The sequence below is a fragment of the Acidovorax sp. M14 genome, from assembly GCF_049331375.1.
In the GTDB taxonomy this organism is placed as follows: Bacteria; Pseudomonadota; Gammaproteobacteria; order Burkholderiales; family Burkholderiaceae_C; genus Acidovorax.
Map to the genome: position 1 here is coordinate 3,707,118 of NZ_CP186263.1, position 18,103 is coordinate 3,725,220.

An 18,103-nucleotide genomic window follows, 5' to 3' on the forward strand; every position below is an offset into this window, starting at 1 on the left:
CATGGCTGCATTCAAAACCCTGGTCCTGGGCGGCTACGGCAACTTTGGGGCGCGCATCTGCCGCGCCCTGGTGAGCGATGAGGCCACACGCCACCACATGGCCCTGCTGGTGGCGGGCCGGGACGCATCGCAAGCGAAGGCTCTGGCGGACGCGCTGGGCCACGGTGCCCAGGGCGTTGCGCTGGACCACCAGGCGCCCGGCCTGGCCGCCACCTTGCGCGAGTGGGGTGTGGGTCTGGTGATCCATACGGCGGGCCCTTTTCAGGCACAGGCCTACAACGTGGCCCAGGCGGCGGCCGAGGCGGGCGCGCATTACATCGACCTGGCCGACGGCCGCCGGTTTGTGTGCGACTTTCCCGCCGCCATGCAGGCTGCATTCACTGCCGCCGGGCGCACGGCCATCGCGGGTGCCAGCACGGTACCCGCGCTGTCCTCGGCCGTCATCGACCACCTGTGCGCGGGCTGGCAGCGCATTGACAGCATCGACATCTGCATTGCCCCTGCGCAACGTGCGCCCCGGGGCCAGGCCACGCTGGCGGCGGTGCTGAGCTACTGCGGCCTGCCCATTGACGTGTGGGATGGTGGCCGGTGGCAGCCGCACAGCGGCTGGGCGCGGCCCAGCCCCGTCCAGTTTCAGCGACTGCGCCCTCGCCTGGGGGCGGTCTGCGACATCCCGGACCTGGAGATCTTTCCCGCCCACTATCGGGCCCGCGACCGCGTCACCTTCCGCGCGGCCCTGGAGGTCGGCCTGGCGCAGAGAGCCTTTGCCACCCTGGCAACGCTGCGCCGCTGGGGCGTACTGCCCCACCCTGAAAAGCTGGCCTGGCTGATGCACCACGCGGGCGGCGCGCTGGACTTTCTGGGCACGCCGCTGGGCGGCATGGTGGTGCGTGTGGCGGGTGCCGACGCACAAGGCCAGCCCCGGCGCCGCGCATGGCACATTGCGGCCGATAACGACCACGGCCCCGAAATCCCCTGCATGGCCGCCATCCTGCTGGCCCGCCAGCTCGCAGCCGGGCAGCCGCTGCCCACCGGGGCGCACACCAGCACCAGCCTGCTGCCCCTGGAGGCCTTTGCCCCCGAGTTTGCGAAGTGGGGCATGGTGACGGATGTGGTGGAGGAATGAGCCCATGGCCCACCGGAAATTGACCTTCCCCATGCCAGCGCGGGCCGACGTTGTGTTCGATGCCTTCCACTACCACGAGTGGCGGTGCCAGTGGGATTCGCTGGTAAGCCGCACCGGCGTGGAAAGCGGTGCGCCCTGCCCCAGTGTGGGCGCCACCACCGAGAACCTGGGCGCCGGTGCATTGCGGGCGCTGTCCATGCGCACGCAGTTCGTCAGCTATGACCGCCCTGTGGTCGCGGCTGCGGCCATGGTGGGCCAGTCGTTTCCCTTCACCCAGTGGGCCGCCTCCATGCGCCACCAGGCGCAGGGCCCCCACCAGTCCCTGCTGATCTACACCTACACCTTTCAAGTCGGCCCGGCAGCCTTGCGGACGGTGATGGAGCCTGTGGTGGACTGGGTCTTTGTCCGCAAGACACGCCAGCGGTTCCAGCGTCTAGCGCAGTTCCTGGCGGTCCGTGCTGCCGACATTGCAGCTTGGCAACAGACGCAGGGCCCGGCGCCCTCTGTCGCGCAGAGGGCGCGCCCATGAACCAAGTGTCAGCCCGCCTGCTGCGTGCCAGCCTCGTGGTCGTCTGGCTGGCCACCGCCGTGGTCAGCGTGTGGGAGCTGCACGGCCAAAGCCGCGAGTTGCTGGCAGGGCTGCCCACAGCCTGGGCCGGGGGCCACGCCCCATGGCTGCCCACCGCCATCATCCTGGCTGGGGCGGCGGCCGATGCGGTGCTGGGGCTGTGGCTGGCGCTCCGCCCGGGCCGCAAAGCGTATGGCGCTGCTTTGCTGATGATGCTGGCCATGACACTGCTGGCCACGGCCATACACCCCGCTTGGTGGCTGCACCCCTTCGGGCCGCTGACCAAAAACCTGCCGATTGCCGCCATCCTGTGGGTGCTGCGGCAAGACGAGGCCACTTCTCTGCAAAAGCCATGAGCCTGTATCTCACCCTCAAATGGCTGCACATCATCTCCAGCGTGCTGCTGGTGGGCACCGGGCTGGGATCGGCGTTCTACATGTTCTTTACCAACCGCAGCGGCAATGTGCAGGCGCAGGCGGTGGTCACACGCCTGGTGGTGCGGGCGGACTGGTGGTTCACCACGCCCACGGTGTTCATCCAGCCCGCCACGGGGCTGGCCATGGCAGCCATGGCGGGCCTGCCCTGGAGCACGCCGTGGCTCGCCGTCTCCATCGCGCTGTACCTGGTGGCCGGTGCCTGCTGGCTGCCCGTGGTGTGGCTGCAGCTGCGCATGCGGGACATGGCCATCGAGACTGCAGAGGCAGCGCAGGCCGCGAACGGTGATGGCGTGCTGCCGCCCCTGTACTGGCGCTACGCCCGCTGGTGGGAGGCATTGGGCTACCCGGCCTTTGTGGCCATGGCCGTGGTGTTCTACCTGATGGTGAACAAACCCACCCTGACCTTCTGAACCTATGATCGCCCCATGCTGATCGAGACGCTGGACACCGCCCGCGACCTGGGGCGCCTGAAGGAAATCCTGGGCGTGATGGTGCGCCACGGGTTTGGCGACACCGTGCGCCGCCTGGGCCTGACCGACCGCCTGGAGCGCGCAGGCCAGGCACTGAACTGGACCCACGCCGCCGACCTGGCCCGCGTGGAGCCGCCGGTGCAGGTGCGGCTGGCGCTCGAAGAACTGGGCCCCGCGTTCGTCAAGTTTGGCCAGATCCTCGCGGGGCGGGCCGACCTGTTTGGCCCGGAATGGATTGCCGAGTTCGAGAAGCTGCACAGCAATGTGCCCGCTTTGCCCATCGACGCCTTGCGCCCGCAGCTGCGCGAAGACCTGGGTGCCGAGCCCGAAGCCGTGTTTGCCTGGTTCGACACCACGCCGCTGGCCGCCGCATCGATTGCGCAAGTGCACCGCGCCCGTCTGCAGGACGGCAGCGAGGTCATCGTCAAGATCCGCCGTCCCGGCATTGCAGACACCATCCAGGCCGACCTGCGCCTGCTGCAGCGCCTGGCTGCGCTGGCCGAGGCCGAGCTGCCCGCGCTCAAGCCCTACCGGCCCCAGCAACTGGTGCGCGAGTTCGCCCGCTCGCTGCGCCGCGAACTGGACCTGGCGGGCGAATGCCGCCAGGCCGAGCGCATTGCCACCAACATGGCCGTGCTGCCCCACATCGTTATCCCACGCGTGCACTGGGCCTACACCCGCGAACGCATCAACGTGCAGGACTTCATCGACGGCACGCCCGGCGGCGCCCTGGCCGCGCTGACACCCGAGGCCGGCTTTGACCGCACGGTGCTGGCGCAGCGCGGCGCGCAGGCGGTGCTGCAGATGATCGTCAAAGACGGCGTCTTCCACGCAGACCCGCACCCGGGCAATGTGTTTTACCTGCCCGGCAACCGCATTGCCTTCATTGACTTCGGCATGGTGGGCCGCCTGTCGCAGCGCCGGCGCGACGAGCTGCTGCAGCTGCTGTTGGGCCTGGTCGAGCACCAGCCGCAAGCCGTGGCCGACGTGCTGCTGGACTGGACGGGCGACGCGCAGGGCCTGAACCTGGGCCAGCTAGAGACAGAGATCGAGGCCTTTGTGGACCAGTATCACGGCGTTCCCCTGGCGCAGCTGAGCCTGGGGCAGATGCTGGCCGATGTGACGGCCATCCTGCGCGAACACCACCTGGGGCTGCCGTCCGACCTCGCGCTGTTGATCAAGGCCTTCATCTCGCTCGAAGGCATGGGCCGCAACCTCGACCCAGACTTTCACATGGCGACCGAAGCCCTGCCCTTGCTCAAGCAGGTGGTGCGCGCGCGCTACGAGCCCAAGGTGCTGGCCGGGCGCGCCTGGAGCACCTTGCGGCGCGCGCTGGCCACGGTGGAGCAGTTGCCGGACGACATCGGGCGGCTGCTGCGCAACGCGCGGCGCGGGCACCTGCAAGTGGGCATCGAGCTGGCCCACCTCAAGCGTGTGGGCGACCAGATTGACCGGTCAGCCAACCGTCTGGCAATGGCGCTGGTGATTGCGGCGCTGATCATCGGCTCGTCCATCGTGATGACCGTGAAGGGCGGGCCTACGCTGTTCGGCCTGCCCGCGTTTGGCTTCCTGGGGTTCTTCGGCGCGGTGGTGTGTGGCCTGTGGCTGGTACGCGCCATCTGGCGCAGCAGCCATCACCGTGATGACGACTGAGCGCAGCAGACAGCAGGTCTAAGAGCCTGTTCAAGGTCTTTTTGGAGATCGCATTGGAGTGCAATCGGGATGAGTGGATGCTTCGGATGCGCCGCATGGGCTCGTGCCCATGCAAGCAGCCGGGGCGTCCAATCGCCCGATTTCACTCCAACCCTTCGGGCAAGTGCCTTGCCGGGCGGTCTGCGGCGTTGCGGCGCTTGCCAATAGCACGGGCTATTGGCCGCGCACCGCGCCTTGCGTCCCATCCCGGCAAGGGACTTGTGCGACTCTAAAAAAACCTTGAACAGGCTCTAAACAACACACGCCGCGCCGCCCCACCAGGCAGACAGACGCGGCGTGTGCACACACTCACCGCCAGTCGGCAGCCCGTGTTCAGGGCTGCCCAAACCCCAGGCGTTGCAACACCGCCTGGGCAGGCAGTTGGCGCAGCGCACTGGCAAACGCCTGCGCCGCAGCAGGCGCGTCGGCACGCACGGTCAGACCATAGGCTGCGCCCACTTGCAGTGCGGCCGGTAGCTGCACCACGCGCAGGCGCGGCACCTCGGCCTGGGCGGCCACGGCGTTGGTGCAGTAGGTCAGAAACACGTCGGCCTGGCGCTGGTCCATCACCCAGGCGTAGGTGCCCCGACCCGCTGGTGGCTTGGGCGAATCTGCACCGCCCGTGAGCTTCAGGGCCTTGGCGTCCAGCTGGGCGTAGGTACCGGGCTGAACCTTGTCGGCCTGGCGGAACAGCGCCCAGGCGTAGTCGCCCGACGGGTCGGCCTTGGGCGTGGAGGTGCCCACGCGCACATCGCTGCGCAGCAAGGTGGCCAGCAAGGTGTCTGGGGTGGCGCTGGTCTGCTCGCTGGTCAACGCACACAGCGCATTGCGCGTGAACACCACGGGCGCCTGCCAGCCACCCCGGGCCGCCAGGCGCTGCGGGTGGTCGGTGTCGGCCGAGGCAAAGACCTGTGCGGGCTCGCCCTTTTCGATGCGCTCGCGCAGCAGGCCCGAGGCGCCGAAGGTCAGCACCACCTTCTGGCCCGTGCGGGCCTCGTGGTCGCGCGCGATCTCGGTGAACGCCTCCCGCAAGCTGCCAGCGGCATACACCTGCACGGGGGCCGCATCAGCCATGGGCACCTTGGCAGGGCCCGCAGAACAACCGGCCAGGGCCCACACGGCGGTTGCAGTCACCGCCAACACAGAACGGTGTGCCATCGCGTCCGCTCACTGCGTGGCGTTGGGGAAGAACAGTTGTTCGCCGCCGATCTTGTAGCCCGCAATGGCTTGCTGGCCGGCGGGCGACACCACCCAGTCCACAAACTTCTGCGCGTCCTGCACCTTCACGTGCGGGTGCTTGGCGGGGTTCACGACCATCACGCCGTACTGGTTGAAGAGCTTGGTGTCGCCCTCGACCAGCACGGCCAGGTCCGCGCGGTTCTTGAAGTTGAGCCAGGTGCCACGGTCGGCCAGCACGTAAGCGCCGCTCGATGCTGCGATGTTCAGCGCGGGCCCCATGCCGCAGCCACATTCCTTGTAGCCGCTGCCTTTTGATGTATTTGCGGCCTCGGCACCGGCCATCTTCCAGTAGCGCAGTTCGGCCGCGTGGGTGCCGCTCTTGTCGCCGCGCGAGATGAAGTTGCCGTTGGTGGCGGCCAGCTTTTGCAGCGCCTGCACGATGTCCTTGCCTTTGGTGCCGGCCGGGTCGTTTTTGGGTCCGATGAGGATGAAGTCGTTGTACATCACGGGGTAGCGCTTCACGCCCCAGCCGTCGGCCACAAACTTTTCTTCGGCCACCTGGTCGTGCACAAACAGCACGTCGGCGTCACCCCGGCGCGCCATATCGAGCGCCTGGCCGGTGCCCAGCGCCACCACCTTGATGTCGAGGCCGCTGGCCTTCTTGAACTCGGGCAGCAGGTAGCCAAACAGGCCCGACTGCTCGGTGGAGGTGGTGGACGCCATGGTGATGCTCTGCGCGAATGCAGAACCAGACGCTACCAAAACGATAGCTACCACCGCTTTGGACACTAGCGCTACCGCGCGAAAAGGCTTGAAATTTTTCATCGCCGGGCCGCCCCAAGATGAAAAGGCCCCCTTGGGGGCAGCGACCACACGAAGTGGGAAGCGTGGGGGTCAATTCGCGTCATACCAGCTCTCCTTTGACAAACAAACGGGCGGCCTCCGGCAAGGGGCCGTTGAAAAAATCGTGCACCGGCAAGTCCGCCACCAGGCGGCCGTGCTCCATGTAGATGACGCGGCTGGCCAGGCGCTTGACCTGCCCCAGGTTGTGGCTGCTGAACACCATGGTCACGGGGTGCGCTGGGCCCGCAGCGCCATGGCTGGCCGCAAAGTCGGCCATCAGGGCCTCGACCTCGCGTTTGGCGTGGGGGTCGAGGCTGGCGGTGGGCTCGTCCAGCAGCAGCACGTCGGGCCGCAGGGCCCACGCGCGGGCCAGCGCCACCCGCTGCTGCTGGCCGCCCGACAGGGTGCGTGCGTTCTGCGCAGCAATGCCCTGCAGGCCCACCCGCTGCAAGGCCGTCAGGGCCAATGGGCGCGCATCGCGCCAGCGGGTACCACGCAGCCACAGGGCCAGCGCCACGTTGTTCTGGGCGCTGGTGCGCAGCATGTGCGGGCGCTGGAACAGCATGGCCTGGCGCAACGATGCATCGCACTGCAGGCCGCCCCCATGCGTGTCGGCCAGGCCATGCAGCACGCGCAGCAGGGTGCTCTTGCCACTGCCGTTGGCGCCCACCAGCGCCACACGCTCGCCGGGCGCGATGCGCAGCGTGACATGGTCCAGCGCCTGCACACGGCCGTAGCGCACGGTCACGTGGCGCAGATCCACCCAGGGGGTTGGCACAGGTCCGCTCATGCGGCTACTCCTACCGGTGTGCTCGATGCCGAGCCGTCCACCCGCTCGCGCCAGCGCCGCAGCAACGCAATCAGCACATTCAGCGCCAGCACCACGGCCAGCAGGATCATGCCCAGCGCCAGCGCCAGCGGCAGGTCGCCCTTGCTGGTCTCCAGCGCGATGGCGGTGGTCATCACCCGCGTGAAGCCGTCGATGTTGCCGCCCACGATCATCACCGCACCCACCTCGGAGATCGCCCGGCCAAACGATGCCAGCAGCACGGTAAGCAGCGCATAGCGCTCGTCCCACGCCAGCAGCAGGCTGCGCAGCAGCGGGCCCGCGCCCATGGAGCGCAGTTGCTCGCCATGCGCGCGCTCGGCATCTTCCACCGTCTGGCGCGTGAGCGCGGTGACCACCGGCAGCACCAAGATAGCCTGCGCCAGCACCATGGCCTTGAAGCTGAACAGCCAGCCCAGCGAGCCCAGCGGCCCACTGCGCGACAGCACCAGATACACCACCAGTCCCACCACCACCGACGGCACAGCCAGCAAGGTGTTGAGCACGGCCAGCACGGCGCCACGGCCCGCGAAGCGCGCGACGCCTAGCCACGCGCCCAGCACCAGGCCCACCCCACAGGCCATCACACAGGCGGTGGCGCTGACGGACAAGGAGCGGCCCACGATGGTCCAGAGGACGGGGTCGGACGAGAGGGTGAGTTCAAGCGCTGTGGTCGCGCTTTCGGTGAGGGTGGACATGGGCCAGGGGATCGGTTTGGGCTATCGTAGGCACCCATCCAATATCCAGCGATATGAACTCCCGTGCATAGGGTCCAACTTCATTACACACTCAGCCGGGACGCGGGCACTGCGCTCATCCGCAACCCGCTGCCCGAGCTGCTGCAGGCCGTGGCCGAGCGCGGCTCCATCTCGGGCGCCGCGCGCGCGCTGGACCTGTCCTACCGCCATGTCTGGGGTGCCCTCAAGCGCTGGGAAGACCAGCTGGGCGGCGAATTGATCATCTGGGGCAAGGGCCAGTCGGCACAGCTCAGCGAGTTCGGCAGCAAGCTGCTGTGGGCCGAGCGCCAGGCCCAGGCGCGCCTGGCGCCGCAGATTGCCGCGCTCCACGCCGACCTGGAGCGCGCATTCGCCGTGGCCTTCGACCCCAATGCCCACGTGCTGACCCTGTATGCCAGCCACGACGACGCACTGGCAGCGCTGCGCGCCCATGCCGCCACGCAGACCGATGTGGGCGCACTGCACCTCGACATCCGGTTCACCGGCAGCGTGGACGCCATCCGTGCGCTGAACGAGGGGCGCTGCACCCTGGCGGGTTTTCACACCGTGGCCGACGCAGCCGCGCAGTCGCTCACAGCGCGCACCTACCAGCCGCTGCTGCAGCCCGGGCTGCACAAGATCATTGGCTTTGCGCAGCGCACCCAGGGGCTCATGGTGGCGCCCGGCAACCCGCTGGGCCTGCACAGCCTGGCCGACGTGGCCCGTACCGGTGCCCGGTTCATCAACCGCCCGCTGGGCTCGGGCACGCGGGTGCTGCTGGACGACCTGCTGGCCCAAGCCGGCATGGACCCGGAGAGCATCGTGGGCTACGCCCTCAACGAACCCTCCCACACCGCCATTGCGCAGGCCGTGGCCGCAGGGGCAGCCGATGTGGGCATGGGCATCGAGCTGGCAGCCCGTGCGCGGGGGCTGGACTTTGTCCCCCTGGTGCACGAGCGCTACCACCTGGCGTGCCTGAAAGACAGCCTGGACCAGCCTGCCACGCTGGCGCTGCGCAACCTGCTGCAAACCCCCGAGTGGCTGGCGCACATGGCCACGCTGCCGGGCTACAGCGCCTGGCACTGCGGCGAGGTGCTGGCCATGAGCACCGTGCTGCCGTGGTGGCAATTCGCGCGGAAAAAGCGCGCCTCAGCGCCTAGGAAGAAACCCTAATTGCTGCAGTTTTGATAGCTAAAGAATAAGCAGCCGCTGCGGGATAACACCGTCACGCTGCTGTCAGACTCCGCCTACAGTGCTCCGTAGAATCGCGCCGTCGTCAAAGCATGCCCAGCCCCAGTGCCTACCCGCGCGGGGGCTGGGTATCTCGCACACACAGCCTTTTTATTGGAGACACCATGCAGGCTCTATTGAAGTTATCAAGAGGGATCGACTGGCTTAACACCCAGGTCGGCAAGTACGTGGTCTGGCTGATCCTGGCCTCCACGGTCATCAGCGGCGTGAACGCCGTGGTGCGCAAGGCGTTCAACATCAGTTCCAACGCCTTCCTGGAAGTGCAGTGGTACCTGTTCGCTGCATCGTTCCTGCTGGCAGCTGGCTACACGCTGCTGCAGGGCGAGCATGTGAAGGTCGATGTGATCTCGAGCCGATTTTCCAAGCGCACGCAGATCTGGATCGACGTGTTCGGCTACATCGTCTTCCTCACGCCCATGTGCCTGGCCGTGCTCTGGTACGGGGTTCCGTTCTTCACGCGCGCTCTCGCGTCGGGCGAAATGTCCAACAACGCGGGCGGCCTGATCCGCTGGCCTGTGTACCTGATGATGCCCCTCGGCTTCACGCTGCTGTGGCTGCAAGGCATCTCTGAACTCATCAAGCGCCTGGGCTTCCTGCAAGGCCTGATCGAAGACCCGACGGTCAAGAAGGTCGAAAAGACGGCCGAGGAAGAACTGGCTGAATCCATCCGCAACCTGGCCGAAGCGGCCAAGGGCAATGGCAAGAACAAGGCCGAGGCCCACTGAGCGGAGCAAAGACCATGGAATTTCTCACCCACAACCTCGCCCCCATCATGTTCGCGGGGCTCATCTGCTTCTTGCTGGTGGGCTTCCCGGTCGCCTTTAGCCTGGGCGCCTGCGGACTGTTCTTCGCCTTCATCGGCATCGAGCTGGGCGTACTGCCCGAAGCCTTGCTGCAAGCTGTGCCGCTGCGCATCTTCGGCATCATGCAGAACGACACCCTGCTGGCCATTCCATTCTTCACGCTCATGGGGCTCATATTGGAGCGAAGCGGGATGGCGGAAGACCTGCTGGACACCATTGGCCAGCTGTTTGGCCCCATCCGGGGTGGCCTGGCATTGGCCGTGATCTTCGTGGGCGCGCTGCTGGCTGCCACCACGGGCGTGGTGGCCGCATCGGTGATCTCGATGGGCCTGATCTCGCTGCCCATCATGCTGCGCTATGGCTATGACCGCCGGCTGGCAACTGGCGTGATTGCCGCGTCCGGTACGCTGGCGCAGATCATTCCGCCGTCGTTGGTGCTGATCATCATTGCAGACCAGATGGGCCGCAGCGTGGGCGACATGTACAAAGGCGCCTTCCTGCCCGGCCTGATGCTCACCGGCTTTTATGCGCTGTACGTCATCCTGCTGGCGATCTTCAAGCCCCAATGGGTGCCTGCCATCCCTCCCGAAGCCCGTACGCTGCGTGACGAAAACGGCAAGAGTGGCGTGACCTCCCTGCTGGTGCTGACCGGCATCTGCGTGGCCGCCTCGATGTATGTGGCCAAGAACATGGCCGCCCTGCACACCTGGTGGTCGGGCGAGACGGTGGAACGCGTGGCGCTGGACGAAACCATCGTCGTGGCCATGTGCTTTGGCGTGGCCCTGGCCTTCGTGGTCGCCAGCGTCAACAAGATCACCCGCCTGGGCCTGCTGTCCAAGGCGGCGGAACGCGTGACGTTCGTGCTGATCCCCCCGCTGCTGCTGATCTTCCTGGTGCTGGGCACCATCTTCCTGGGCGTTGCAACCCCCACCGAAGGCGGCGCCATGGGCGCACTGGGCGCGGGCATCATGGCCATCATCCGTGGTCGCCTGAGCTTTTCGCTGCTCAAGCAGGCAGTCACCACCACCACCAAGCTGTCGTGTTTTGTGGTGTTCATTCTGGTGGGCGCGACCATGTTCGGCCTGACCTTCCAGGGCGTGGACGGCCCGCTGTGGGTGGAACACCTGCTGACCGGCCTGCCCGGTGGCCAGCTGGGCTTCCTGATCGTCGTGAACATCATGGTGTTCTTCCTGGCGTTCTTCCTGGACTTCTTTGAGCTGTCCTTCATCGTGGTGCCCCTGCTGGCCCCGGTAGCCAACAAACTGGGCATTGACCTGATCTGGTTCGGCGTGCTGTTGGCCATCAACATGCAAACCTCCTTCATGCACCCTCCGTTCGGCTTTGCGCTGTTCTACCTGCGCAGCGTGGCGCCGGCCAAGGAATACATGGACAAGGTCACGAAGAAGATGATTGCACCGGTGACCACCCCACAGATCTACTGGGGCGCGATACCGTTCCTGTGCATCCAGTTGCTGATGGTGGCCCTGGTGATCACCTTCCCCGGCATCGTTTCCGGAGGCCTCGACAAGGCCGAGGTCTACGATCTGGACAAGGTCCGCATGGAAATGGAAGCCACTATGCCCGACGCGGCCGGAGCCCCCGAGGCCACCGACCCCACCGCAGGCATGGAAGGCGCCAGCTCTGCCCCTGGCGACGCTGCTGCCCCTGCTGCAGACGACCCGCTCAAGGCGCTGCAAGATTCCATGGCCAACGAGAAGAAGTGATCGGATGAACCCTTCAGGGCTGTTGGCCAGCCCTTGAGACAAAAGAAGCCCCGGCAGATAGCGTCTGCCGGGGCTTTTTTCATGGGCTTGTCTCGCGCAGCGCGTGGCCCAAGACAGGGCCACTAACAGAAGGCTCGGCACCCAACCCAACCAAGGTACGCAACCAACATGATCGACCTGGTCCCACAGCCCACAGGCCGCTGCGCCCTGAGGTGTTTCCTTCTGCGGACCACAGAACCCGCTGGCAAGCGTCTACCGAGGGATCGCGCAGACGTGCAGATCACAGCAACAGGGGCGACACCTTGAGCCCTAGTCGGCCGAGTTCGCCGTGCGACCCAGCAGCGTCTTCTGCCCCGCAGCACCTCGGGACCGAGTATCCAACCCCATACACCAGACGCAAAAAAACCCGCCAGGCGAACCGGGCGGGTTTTCTGATCGAGATGCCCTGCGGCTTGCGCCGCAGCGGGGCCATCAGATCTTCTGTGCGGACATGAAGGTGTCGTAGCGGGCTTCGGCAAAGCGGAACCAGAGGATCTGGTCGCGCTGGAAGGCACGCATATCGGCGTAGATTTTCTTCCACTCAGGGCTCTTGGCGTCGTTCTCGGCGAACACTTCCATCGAAGCCTTGAACGAAGCGTCCATCACGGCTTGCGAGAAAGGCAGCACCTTGGTCTTGGCAGCCACGAGCTGCTTCAGGGCCGTGGGGTTCAGCGCGTCGTACTTGGCCAGCATGTCCACGTGGGCCACGTTGGTAGCGGCTTCGATGATGGCCTTGTTCTCAGCCGACAGGCTGTCAAACGCCTTCTGGTTGACGAAGAAGTCCACTTCAGGACCACCTTCCCACCAGCCGGGGTAGTAGTAGAACGGAGCAACCTTGTTGAAGCCCAGCTTCTGGTCGTCGTAAGGACCCACCCACTCGGCAGCGTCGAGCGTGCCCTTTTCGAGGGCTTGGTAGATTTCGCCGCCAGGGATGCTCTGGGGCACTGCACCCAGCTTCTGCATCACTTCACCGATCAGGCCGCCGCCCAGGCGCATCTTCATGCCCTTGAAGTCGGCAGGCGACTTGATTTCCTTGCGGAACCAGCCACCCATCTGCGTGCCGGTGTTGCCACCTGCAAAGCTGATCATGTTGAAGCCGCCGTAGAACTCGTTCATGAGCTTGCGGCCATTGCCGTGCAACATCCAGGCGTTCATCTGGCGGGCATTGAAGCCGAAAGGCACTGCAGAGCCCAGCGCGAAGGCGGGGTTCTTGCCGTAGAAGTAGTAAGGCACGGTGTGTGCCATTTCCACGGTGCCTTGCTGCACGCCGTCCACCACGCCGAAGGGAGGCATCAGCTCGCCACCAGCGTGCACGGAGATTTCAAACTTGCCACCCGACATGGCCTTGACGGCCTTGGAGAACACATCAGCGCCGCCATAGATGGTGTCCAGCGACTTGGGGAAGCTGGAGGCCAGACGCCAGCGAATGGCAGCCTGGGCGTGGACGGCGGGCGCAGCGCCTGCAGCCAGCACACCGGCGATGCCAGCGTGCTTGATGATTGAACGACGATCCATGAGGTTCTCTCCGATATATTGATTGCAAAACTTGGTGCGCACGCGTTGTGCACGGCTCGCCAAGGACATGTTTCAGCCGGGACCATTGTAGGAACATGACCCCCAGGACTCTTGCGGGTTTTCCCGCGAAATTCCGGCCTCAACACACACCTTCAGGGTTCTGCAAGCATCTGCGCGACAGCAGTGCGAAAGCCCTCACGGCACCCACGGCCAGCACGACGCGCTGCCCGCAGCCCGCCTCCGTTCAGCCCGCGTTGCCAGGCAAAAACCGGGCGGCAATCGATGCGCGAATACCTGCCGCATCCAGCCCTTGTAATGCCAGCAACTTGGCCGGGTCGCCATGTTCGATGAAGACATCGGGCAGCCCCAGCTGCAGCACGGGGCGCACGATGCCCATGGCGTTGAGCGCCTCGGTCACTGCACTGCCCGCACCACCCATGATGGCGCCCTCTTCCACCGTCACAAGCGCATCGTGGCGCTCCGCCACCTCGCGCAGCAAGGCTTCGTCGATGGGCTTGGCCCAGCGCATGTTGACCACGGTGGCATCCAACGCCTCGCCCACTTCGAGCGCGGGGTACAGCAAGGTGCCAAATGCCAGGATGGCAATGCGGGGCGCCTTGCAGTCGGCCTCGCCCTTGCGCTCGCGGCGGATCTCGCCCTTGCCGAACGGCAGACCGTCGAGCGCTGCAAGCGGCGCCACACCTGCGCCGCTGCCGCGCGGGTAGCGCACGGCCACGGGATGGCCCTGCTCAAACGCACTACTCAGCAACTGTCGGCACTCGCGCTCGTCGGCGGGACAGGCCATGCTCATGTTCGGAATGCAGCGCACGAACGGGATGTCGTAGGCGCCTGCGTGCGTGGCACCGTCAGCGCCCACCAGGCCCGCACGGTCCAGGGCAAACACCACGGGCAGGTTCTGCAGGGCCACGTCGTGAATCAACTGGTCGTAACCCCGTTGCAAAAAGGTGGAGTAGATGGCCACCACAGGCTTCACGCCTTCGCAGGCCATGCCTGCGGCAAATGTGACGGCATGCTGCTCGGCGATGCCCACGTCGTAGTAGCGGTCCGGAAAGCGCTTTTCAAACTCGACCATGCCCGAGCCCTCGCGCATGGCCGGGGTGATGCCCACCAGGCGCGGGTCTTGCGCTGCCATGTCGCACAACCACTGGCCAAACACCTGGGTAAACGTCTGCTTGGGCGGCGTGGCGGGCTTGGTCAGGCCCACGCTGGGGTCGAACTTGCCGGGGCCGTGGTAGGCCACGGGGTCGGCCTCGGCCAGCTTGTAGCCCTGGCCCTTCTTGGTGACCACGTGCAGGAACTGCGGGCCCTTCAGGCTCTTGATGTTCTCCAGCGTAGGGATCAGCGAATCGAGGTCGTGCCCGTCGATGGGGCCGATGTAGTTAAAGCCGAATTTTTCGAACAGCGTGGCGGGCACCACCATGCCCTTGGCCTGCTGCTCGAAGCGCTTGGCAAATTCGAGCAGGGGCGGCACCGGGCGCAGCACGGTTTTGCCCACATTCTTGGCGGCGGCATAGAACTGCCCGCTCATCAGCTGCGCAAGGTAGCGGTTGAGCGCGCCCACGGGCGGGCTGATGCTCATGTCGTTGTCGTTCAGCACCACCAGCAGGTTGCAGTCGGCCACGCCCGCGTTGTTGAGCGCCTCAAACGCCATGCCGGCGCTCATCGCGCCATCACCAATGATGGCCACCGCATGGCGGTTGTCGCCCTTGCGCTTGGCGGCCAGTGCCATGCCCAGGGCGGCGGAGATGCTGGTGCTGGAATGCGCCGTGCCAAAGGTGTCGTAGACGCTCTCGGCACGCTGCGGAAAGCCCGAGATGCCGCCCAGCTGGCGCAGCGTGTGCATGCGGTCGCGGCGGCCGGTCAGGATCTTGTGCGGGTAGGTTTGGTGGCCCACGTCCCACACCAGGCGGTCTTCCGGGGTGTTGAAGACATGGTGCAAGGCCACGGTCAGCTCCACCGTGCCCAGGTTGGAGCTGAGGTGGCCACCGGTCTGCGACACGCTCTGCAGCACGAACTCGCGCAACTCGGTCGCCAGCACCTTGAGGTCAGCGCGCGAGAGCCGACGCAGGTCTGCCGGGTCATTGATGGTCTGCAGCAAGGGAAAGGGTGTCGTGGACATTGACTATTCTTTTGATAGCTACCAGCGCAAGAGATTCAAGCACTAGCAGGCATTTGGACATTCATGGAGTCGCCAGGAACCAGGGCCTTGCTCAGTGCGAACGGCGCACGACCATGTCCGCCAGGGCTGCCAGGGCACGGGTGTCGGGCAGGCCACTGCGCCCCAGCGCTGCATGGGCCTCGGCCAGCAGCTCCTGCGCGTAAGCCTGCGCACGTTCCAGACCGAGCAACGAGACGTAAGTGGGTTTGTCTGCGGCCGCGTCCTTGCCAGCCGTTTTCCCCAGCGTGGCCGAGTCCGCCACCACATCCAGGATGTCGTCCACCACCTGAAACGCCAGCCCCATGGCGGCGCCATAGTCGGACAGTGCCTGGTAGGCAGCGGGCGCCGCATGGCCACACAGGGCCCCCATGAGCACGCTGCCCTGGAGCAAGGCGCCCGTCTTGAGGCGGTGCATCTGGCGCAGTTGGGCCTCGGTCAACGCCACGCCCACGCTGGCCAGGTCAATCGCCTGGCCACCCGCCATGCCGGCCGAGCCCGCAGCCCGCGCGAGCAGCCGGCACAGGGCCGCCTGCGTGGCGGCGGGGATCAACGTGTTGTCGGGGGTCAGCAGTTCAAACGCGAAGGCCTGCAGTGCGTCGCCCGCCAGCAGGGCCTGGGCTTCGCCAAACTGCACGTGCACGGTGGGCTTGCCACGGCGCAGCACGTCGTTGTCCATGCAGGGCATGTCGTCATGGACCAGCGAATAGGCATGGATCAGTTCGACTGCGCACGCGGCCCGCAAGGCGGCTTCATCCAAAGCTGCTAGCACCGCCGCGCCCTCAGGTGCGGCGGAATCCGAGGAACCGCTGCGCGCCGCCTCGTACGCAGCCAACACCAGCAGGGGCCGCAGGCGCTTGCCGCCATCCAGCACGGCGTAGCGCATGGCGTCGCCCAGCCCTGCCGGAGCGCCGTCGCCCACCCACAAGGACAGCGCCTGCTCCACACGGGCGAGGTGATTCTGGCTCCAGAGATTCGTGTCCAGGGGCGGGTTCAACGCCGTCGAGGAGGTCATCGGCAATGCGCTCATTCCTGGTTCCATGGTTGCAGCTGACCGTCGTCCAGCACCTTGATCTGGTCCTGCACGGCGTCGAGCCGGTGGCGGCAAAACGCCAGCAAGGTGGCGCCGCGCTGGTAGCCCGCCAGCATCTGGTCCAGCGGCAGCTGGCCCGACTCGATGCGGGCCACGAGTTGCTCCAGTTCCTCCAGGGCCGCCTCGTAGCTGGCAGGTTCGGCGGGAGGAGCAGGGGTTGCAGTGGCCTTGGGCATGGAGGGGGCGGCAGTGCGCGGGTGAAAAACCGGTGATTTTAGGCGCAGCGCTGTGACGCCCGTGTCAGACAGCGGCCGATCCGTGGGAGGCCTCTATTTTTGATGGAACCGGTGTTTTCTATTCACGTAGCGGGGGTGCGGGAATAACCCCACCGCCTATAATCCCATTCCCGTCGAGCCGGCTACCCACCCTAGCCGGTTTTCTTTTTCCAGATGCGCCTTCGCCGGCGCACCTCCCGCACTCTCTCTGTGGGGAGTCTTTAGGTCAGGTCACCCATGTCTGATTTAAGTCTTCAACTGCAGCAGGCCGCAAGCCAACTACCAGTTTCGAGCTACTTTGACGATGCGCTGTTCCAGCGCGAGCTGGAGACCATCTTCCAGCGCGGGCCCCGCTACGTGGGGCATCAATTGGCTGTGCCCCACACGGGCGACTACTACGCGCTGCCCCAGGAGGGCGAGGGCCGCGCCCTGGTGCGCAACGCCCATGGAGGCATCGAGCTGATCTCCAACGTGTGCCGCCATCGGCAAGCGGTCATGCTCAAAGGCAAGGGATCGCTGAACACCCAGCAAAAGGGCAGCGCGGGCGGCAACATCGTGTGCCCTTTGCACCGCTGGACGTACAACCCCAAAGGCGAGTTGCTGGGCGCGCCGCACTTCGCGCACGACCCATGCTTGAACCTCAACAATTACAAGCTGCGCGAATGGAACGGTCTTCTATTTGAAGACAACGGCTATGACGTAGCCGCCGACCTGGCCCAGATGGGACCCCGCGCCGACCTGGACTTTGATGGCTACGTGCTCGACCACGTGGAGCTGCACGAGTGCAACTACAACTGGAAGACCTTCATCGAGGTCTATCTGGAGGATTACCACGTCGGCCCGTTCCATCCGGGCTTGGGGCAATTCGTCACCTGCGACGACCTGCGCTGGGAGTTTGGCAAGAACTATTCGGTGCAGACCGTGGGCGTTGCCAACCGCCTGGGCAAGGCGGGCAGCCCGGTGTACGAGCGCTGGCACAAGGCGCTGCTGGACTACCGCGAAGGCAAGCCGCCGAAGTACGGCGCCATCTGGCTCACGCTGTACCCACACATCATGATCGAGTGGTACCCGCATGTGCTCACGGTGTCCACGCTGCACCCCATCAGCCCGACCAAGACGCTGAACATGGTGGAGTTCTACTACCCCGAGGAAATCGCCGCTTTTGAGCGCGAATTCGTCGAGGCGCAGAAAGCTGCCTATATGGAGACCTGCATCGAGGACGACGAAATCGGCGAGCGCATGGACGCCGGCCGCAAGGCTTTGCTGGCCCGTGGCGACAACGAGGTGGGCCCTTACCAGAGCCCCATGGAAGATGGCATGCAGCACTTCCACGAGTGGTACCGCGAGGCCATGGGGAGCGGCACCATCGACCCGGCTGCGGCAAAACGCTGAATACAGCGGCAAAACCCCGCCAATCTGCAGGCCCGCCG

At 65.9% G+C, this 18,103-nt stretch carries 17 protein-coding genes; 9 read left to right on the forward strand and 8 right to left on the reverse strand.

Going from position 1 to position 18,103, the window contains the following annotated elements:
* The first annotated feature begins 1 nt into the window (after position 1).
* Genes ACOYR4_RS17295 through ACOYR4_RS17315 form a run of 5 tightly spaced genes read left to right on the forward strand, consistent with a single transcriptional unit; the run spans position 2 to position 4,254 of the window.
* A complete protein-coding gene (locus ACOYR4_RS17295; RefSeq protein ID WP_422847444.1) occupies positions 2–1,126 on the forward strand; it encodes a saccharopine dehydrogenase family protein in 1,125 nt (374 codons plus the stop codon).
* Between the two features lie 4 nt (positions 1,127–1,130).
* Positions 1,131–1,655: a hypothetical protein gene (locus ACOYR4_RS17300; protein WP_422847445.1), complete on the forward strand. Its 525-nt coding sequence runs from the start codon at positions 1,131–1,133 to the stop codon at positions 1,653–1,655.
* Complete coding sequence (locus tag ACOYR4_RS17305) at positions 1,652–2,050, forward strand: DoxX-like family protein (protein ID WP_422847446.1); 399 nt, start codon at positions 1,652–1,654, stop codon at positions 2,048–2,050. Before ACOYR4_RS17300 ends, ACOYR4_RS17305 begins: the two co-directional genes overlap by 4 nt.
* Positions 2,047–2,541, forward strand: a complete 495-nt coding sequence (locus ACOYR4_RS17310; RefSeq protein WP_209818898.1) for a DUF2269 family protein — start codon at positions 2,047–2,049, stop codon at positions 2,539–2,541. The genes ACOYR4_RS17305 and ACOYR4_RS17310 overlap by 4 nt, the downstream gene beginning before the upstream one ends.
* 15 nt (positions 2,542–2,556) lie before the next feature.
* Entirely contained in the window at positions 2,557–4,254 is a 1,698-nt protein-coding gene (locus ACOYR4_RS17315) for an ABC1 kinase family protein (protein WP_056639461.1), read from the forward strand.
* A 372-nt stretch (positions 4,255–4,626) separates the two neighbouring features.
* Here ACOYR4_RS17315 and ACOYR4_RS17320 read toward each other — a convergent pair whose 3' ends face one another.
* From ACOYR4_RS17320 to ACOYR4_RS17335, 4 genes are all read right to left on the reverse strand, one after another.
* Positions 4,627–5,451 (reverse strand): molybdate ABC transporter substrate-binding protein, encoded by an 825-nt coding sequence (locus ACOYR4_RS17320; protein ID WP_422847447.1) that lies wholly within the window; start codon positions 5,449–5,451, stop codon positions 4,627–4,629.
* Between the two features lie 9 nt (positions 5,452–5,460).
* A complete protein-coding gene (locus ACOYR4_RS17325; RefSeq protein ID WP_422847448.1) occupies positions 5,461–6,297 on the reverse strand; it encodes an extracellular solute-binding protein in 837 nt (278 codons plus the stop codon).
* Between the two features lie 79 nt (positions 6,298–6,376).
* Positions 6,377–7,105 carry a phosphate ABC transporter ATP-binding protein gene (locus ACOYR4_RS17330; RefSeq protein ID WP_295939540.1) on the reverse strand — a complete coding sequence of 243 codons (729 nt, stop codon included), beginning with the start codon at positions 7,103–7,105 and terminating at the stop codon, positions 6,377–6,379.
* Positions 7,102–7,839: an ABC transporter permease gene (locus ACOYR4_RS17335; RefSeq protein ID WP_295939538.1), complete on the reverse strand. Its 738-nt coding sequence runs from the start codon at positions 7,837–7,839 to the stop codon at positions 7,102–7,104. Before ACOYR4_RS17335 ends, ACOYR4_RS17330 begins: the two co-directional genes overlap by 4 nt.
* Before the next feature lie 63 nt (positions 7,840–7,902).
* Between ACOYR4_RS17335 and ACOYR4_RS17340 the strand changes: the two genes are divergently transcribed.
* The 3 genes from ACOYR4_RS17340 (at position 7,903) to ACOYR4_RS17350 (ending at position 11,635) form a co-directional block, all read left to right on the forward strand.
* Positions 7,903–9,030, forward strand: coding sequence for a substrate-binding domain-containing protein (locus ACOYR4_RS17340; protein ID WP_422847449.1), 1,128 nt, complete (start codon positions 7,903–7,905; stop codon positions 9,028–9,030).
* A 182-nt stretch (positions 9,031–9,212) separates the two neighbouring features.
* Complete coding sequence (locus tag ACOYR4_RS17345) at positions 9,213–9,833, forward strand: TRAP transporter small permease subunit (RefSeq protein WP_043565607.1); 621 nt, start codon at positions 9,213–9,215, stop codon at positions 9,831–9,833.
* Between the two features lie 14 nt (positions 9,834–9,847).
* Positions 9,848–11,635, forward strand: coding sequence for a TRAP transporter large permease (locus tag ACOYR4_RS17350; RefSeq protein WP_422847450.1), 1,788 nt, complete (start codon positions 9,848–9,850; stop codon positions 11,633–11,635).
* Between the two features lie 471 nt (positions 11,636–12,106).
* Here the strand turns inward: ACOYR4_RS17350 and ACOYR4_RS17355 are convergent, their stop codons facing one another.
* From ACOYR4_RS17355 to xseB, 4 genes are all read right to left on the reverse strand, one after another.
* Complete coding sequence (locus ACOYR4_RS17355) at positions 12,107–13,189, reverse strand: TRAP transporter substrate-binding protein (protein WP_209818885.1); 1,083 nt, start codon at positions 13,187–13,189, stop codon at positions 12,107–12,109.
* 244 nt (positions 13,190–13,433) lie between these two features.
* On the reverse strand, positions 13,434–15,329 hold the full coding sequence (gene dxs / locus ACOYR4_RS17360) for a 1-deoxy-D-xylulose-5-phosphate synthase (RefSeq protein WP_422847451.1): 1,896 nt from the start codon (positions 15,327–15,329) through the stop codon (positions 13,434–13,436).
* Between the two features lie 91 nt (positions 15,330–15,420).
* A complete protein-coding gene (locus ACOYR4_RS17365) occupies positions 15,421–16,395 on the reverse strand; it encodes a polyprenyl synthetase family protein (protein ID WP_422847452.1) in 975 nt (324 codons plus the stop codon).
* Positions 16,392–16,634: an exodeoxyribonuclease VII small subunit gene (xseB, locus tag ACOYR4_RS17370; protein ID WP_295939524.1), complete on the reverse strand. Its 243-nt coding sequence runs from the start codon at positions 16,632–16,634 to the stop codon at positions 16,392–16,394. Before xseB ends, ACOYR4_RS17365 begins: the two co-directional genes overlap by 4 nt.
* 276 nt (positions 16,635–16,910) lie before the next feature.
* Here xseB and ACOYR4_RS17375 point away from each other — a divergent pair, with 276 nt between their 5' ends.
* On the forward strand, positions 16,911–18,065 hold the full coding sequence (locus ACOYR4_RS17375) for an aromatic ring-hydroxylating oxygenase subunit alpha (protein ID WP_295939520.1): 1,155 nt from the start codon (positions 16,911–16,913) through the stop codon (positions 18,063–18,065).
* The last annotated feature ends 38 nt before the right edge of the window (positions 18,066–18,103 follow it).

What these genes read in the sequence shown, in the direction of transcription:
- ACOYR4_RS17295 (WP_422847444.1), top strand. Translation starts at nt 2, where the DNA reads ATGGCTGCATTCAAAACCCTGGTCCTGGGCGGCTACGGCAACTTTGGG.
- ACOYR4_RS17300 (WP_422847445.1), top strand. Translation starts at nt 1,131, where the DNA reads ATGGCCCACCGGAAATTGACCTTCCCCATGCCAGCGCGGGCCGACGTT.
- ACOYR4_RS17305 (WP_422847446.1), top strand. Translation starts at nt 1,652, where the DNA reads ATGAACCAAGTGTCAGCCCGCCTGCTGCGTGCCAGCCTCGTGGTCGTC.
- ACOYR4_RS17310 (WP_209818898.1), top strand. Translation starts at nt 2,047, where the DNA reads ATGAGCCTGTATCTCACCCTCAAATGGCTGCACATCATCTCCAGCGTG.
- ACOYR4_RS17315 (WP_056639461.1), top strand. Translation starts at nt 2,557, where the DNA reads ATGCTGATCGAGACGCTGGACACCGCCCGCGACCTGGGGCGCCTGAAG.
- ACOYR4_RS17320 (WP_422847447.1), bottom strand. Translation starts at nt 5,451, where the DNA reads ATGGCACACCGTTCTGTGTTGGCGGTGACTGCAACCGCCGTGTGGGCC.
- ACOYR4_RS17325 (WP_422847448.1), bottom strand. Translation starts at nt 6,297, where the DNA reads ATGAAAAATTTCAAGCCTTTTCGCGCGGTAGCGCTAGTGTCCAAAGCG.
- ACOYR4_RS17330 (WP_295939540.1), bottom strand. Translation starts at nt 7,105, where the DNA reads ATGAGCGGACCTGTGCCAACCCCCTGGGTGGATCTGCGCCACGTGACC.
- ACOYR4_RS17335 (WP_295939538.1), bottom strand. Translation starts at nt 7,839, where the DNA reads ATGTCCACCCTCACCGAAAGCGCGACCACAGCGCTTGAACTCACCCTC.
- ACOYR4_RS17345 (WP_043565607.1), top strand. Translation starts at nt 9,213, where the DNA reads ATGCAGGCTCTATTGAAGTTATCAAGAGGGATCGACTGGCTTAACACC.
- ACOYR4_RS17350 (WP_422847450.1), top strand. Translation starts at nt 9,848, where the DNA reads ATGGAATTTCTCACCCACAACCTCGCCCCCATCATGTTCGCGGGGCTC.
- ACOYR4_RS17355 (WP_209818885.1), bottom strand. Translation starts at nt 13,189, where the DNA reads ATGGATCGTCGTTCAATCATCAAGCACGCTGGCATCGCCGGTGTGCTG.
- dxs (WP_422847451.1), bottom strand. Translation starts at nt 15,329, where the DNA reads ATGTCCACGACACCCTTTCCCTTGCTGCAGACCATCAATGACCCGGCA.
- ACOYR4_RS17365 (WP_422847452.1), bottom strand. Translation starts at nt 16,395, where the DNA reads ATGAGCGCATTGCCGATGACCTCCTCGACGGCGTTGAACCCGCCCCTG.
- xseB (WP_295939524.1), bottom strand. Translation starts at nt 16,634, where the DNA reads ATGCCCAAGGCCACTGCAACCCCTGCTCCTCCCGCCGAACCTGCCAGC.
- ACOYR4_RS17375 (WP_295939520.1), top strand. Translation starts at nt 16,911, where the DNA reads ATGTCTGATTTAAGTCTTCAACTGCAGCAGGCCGCAAGCCAACTACCA.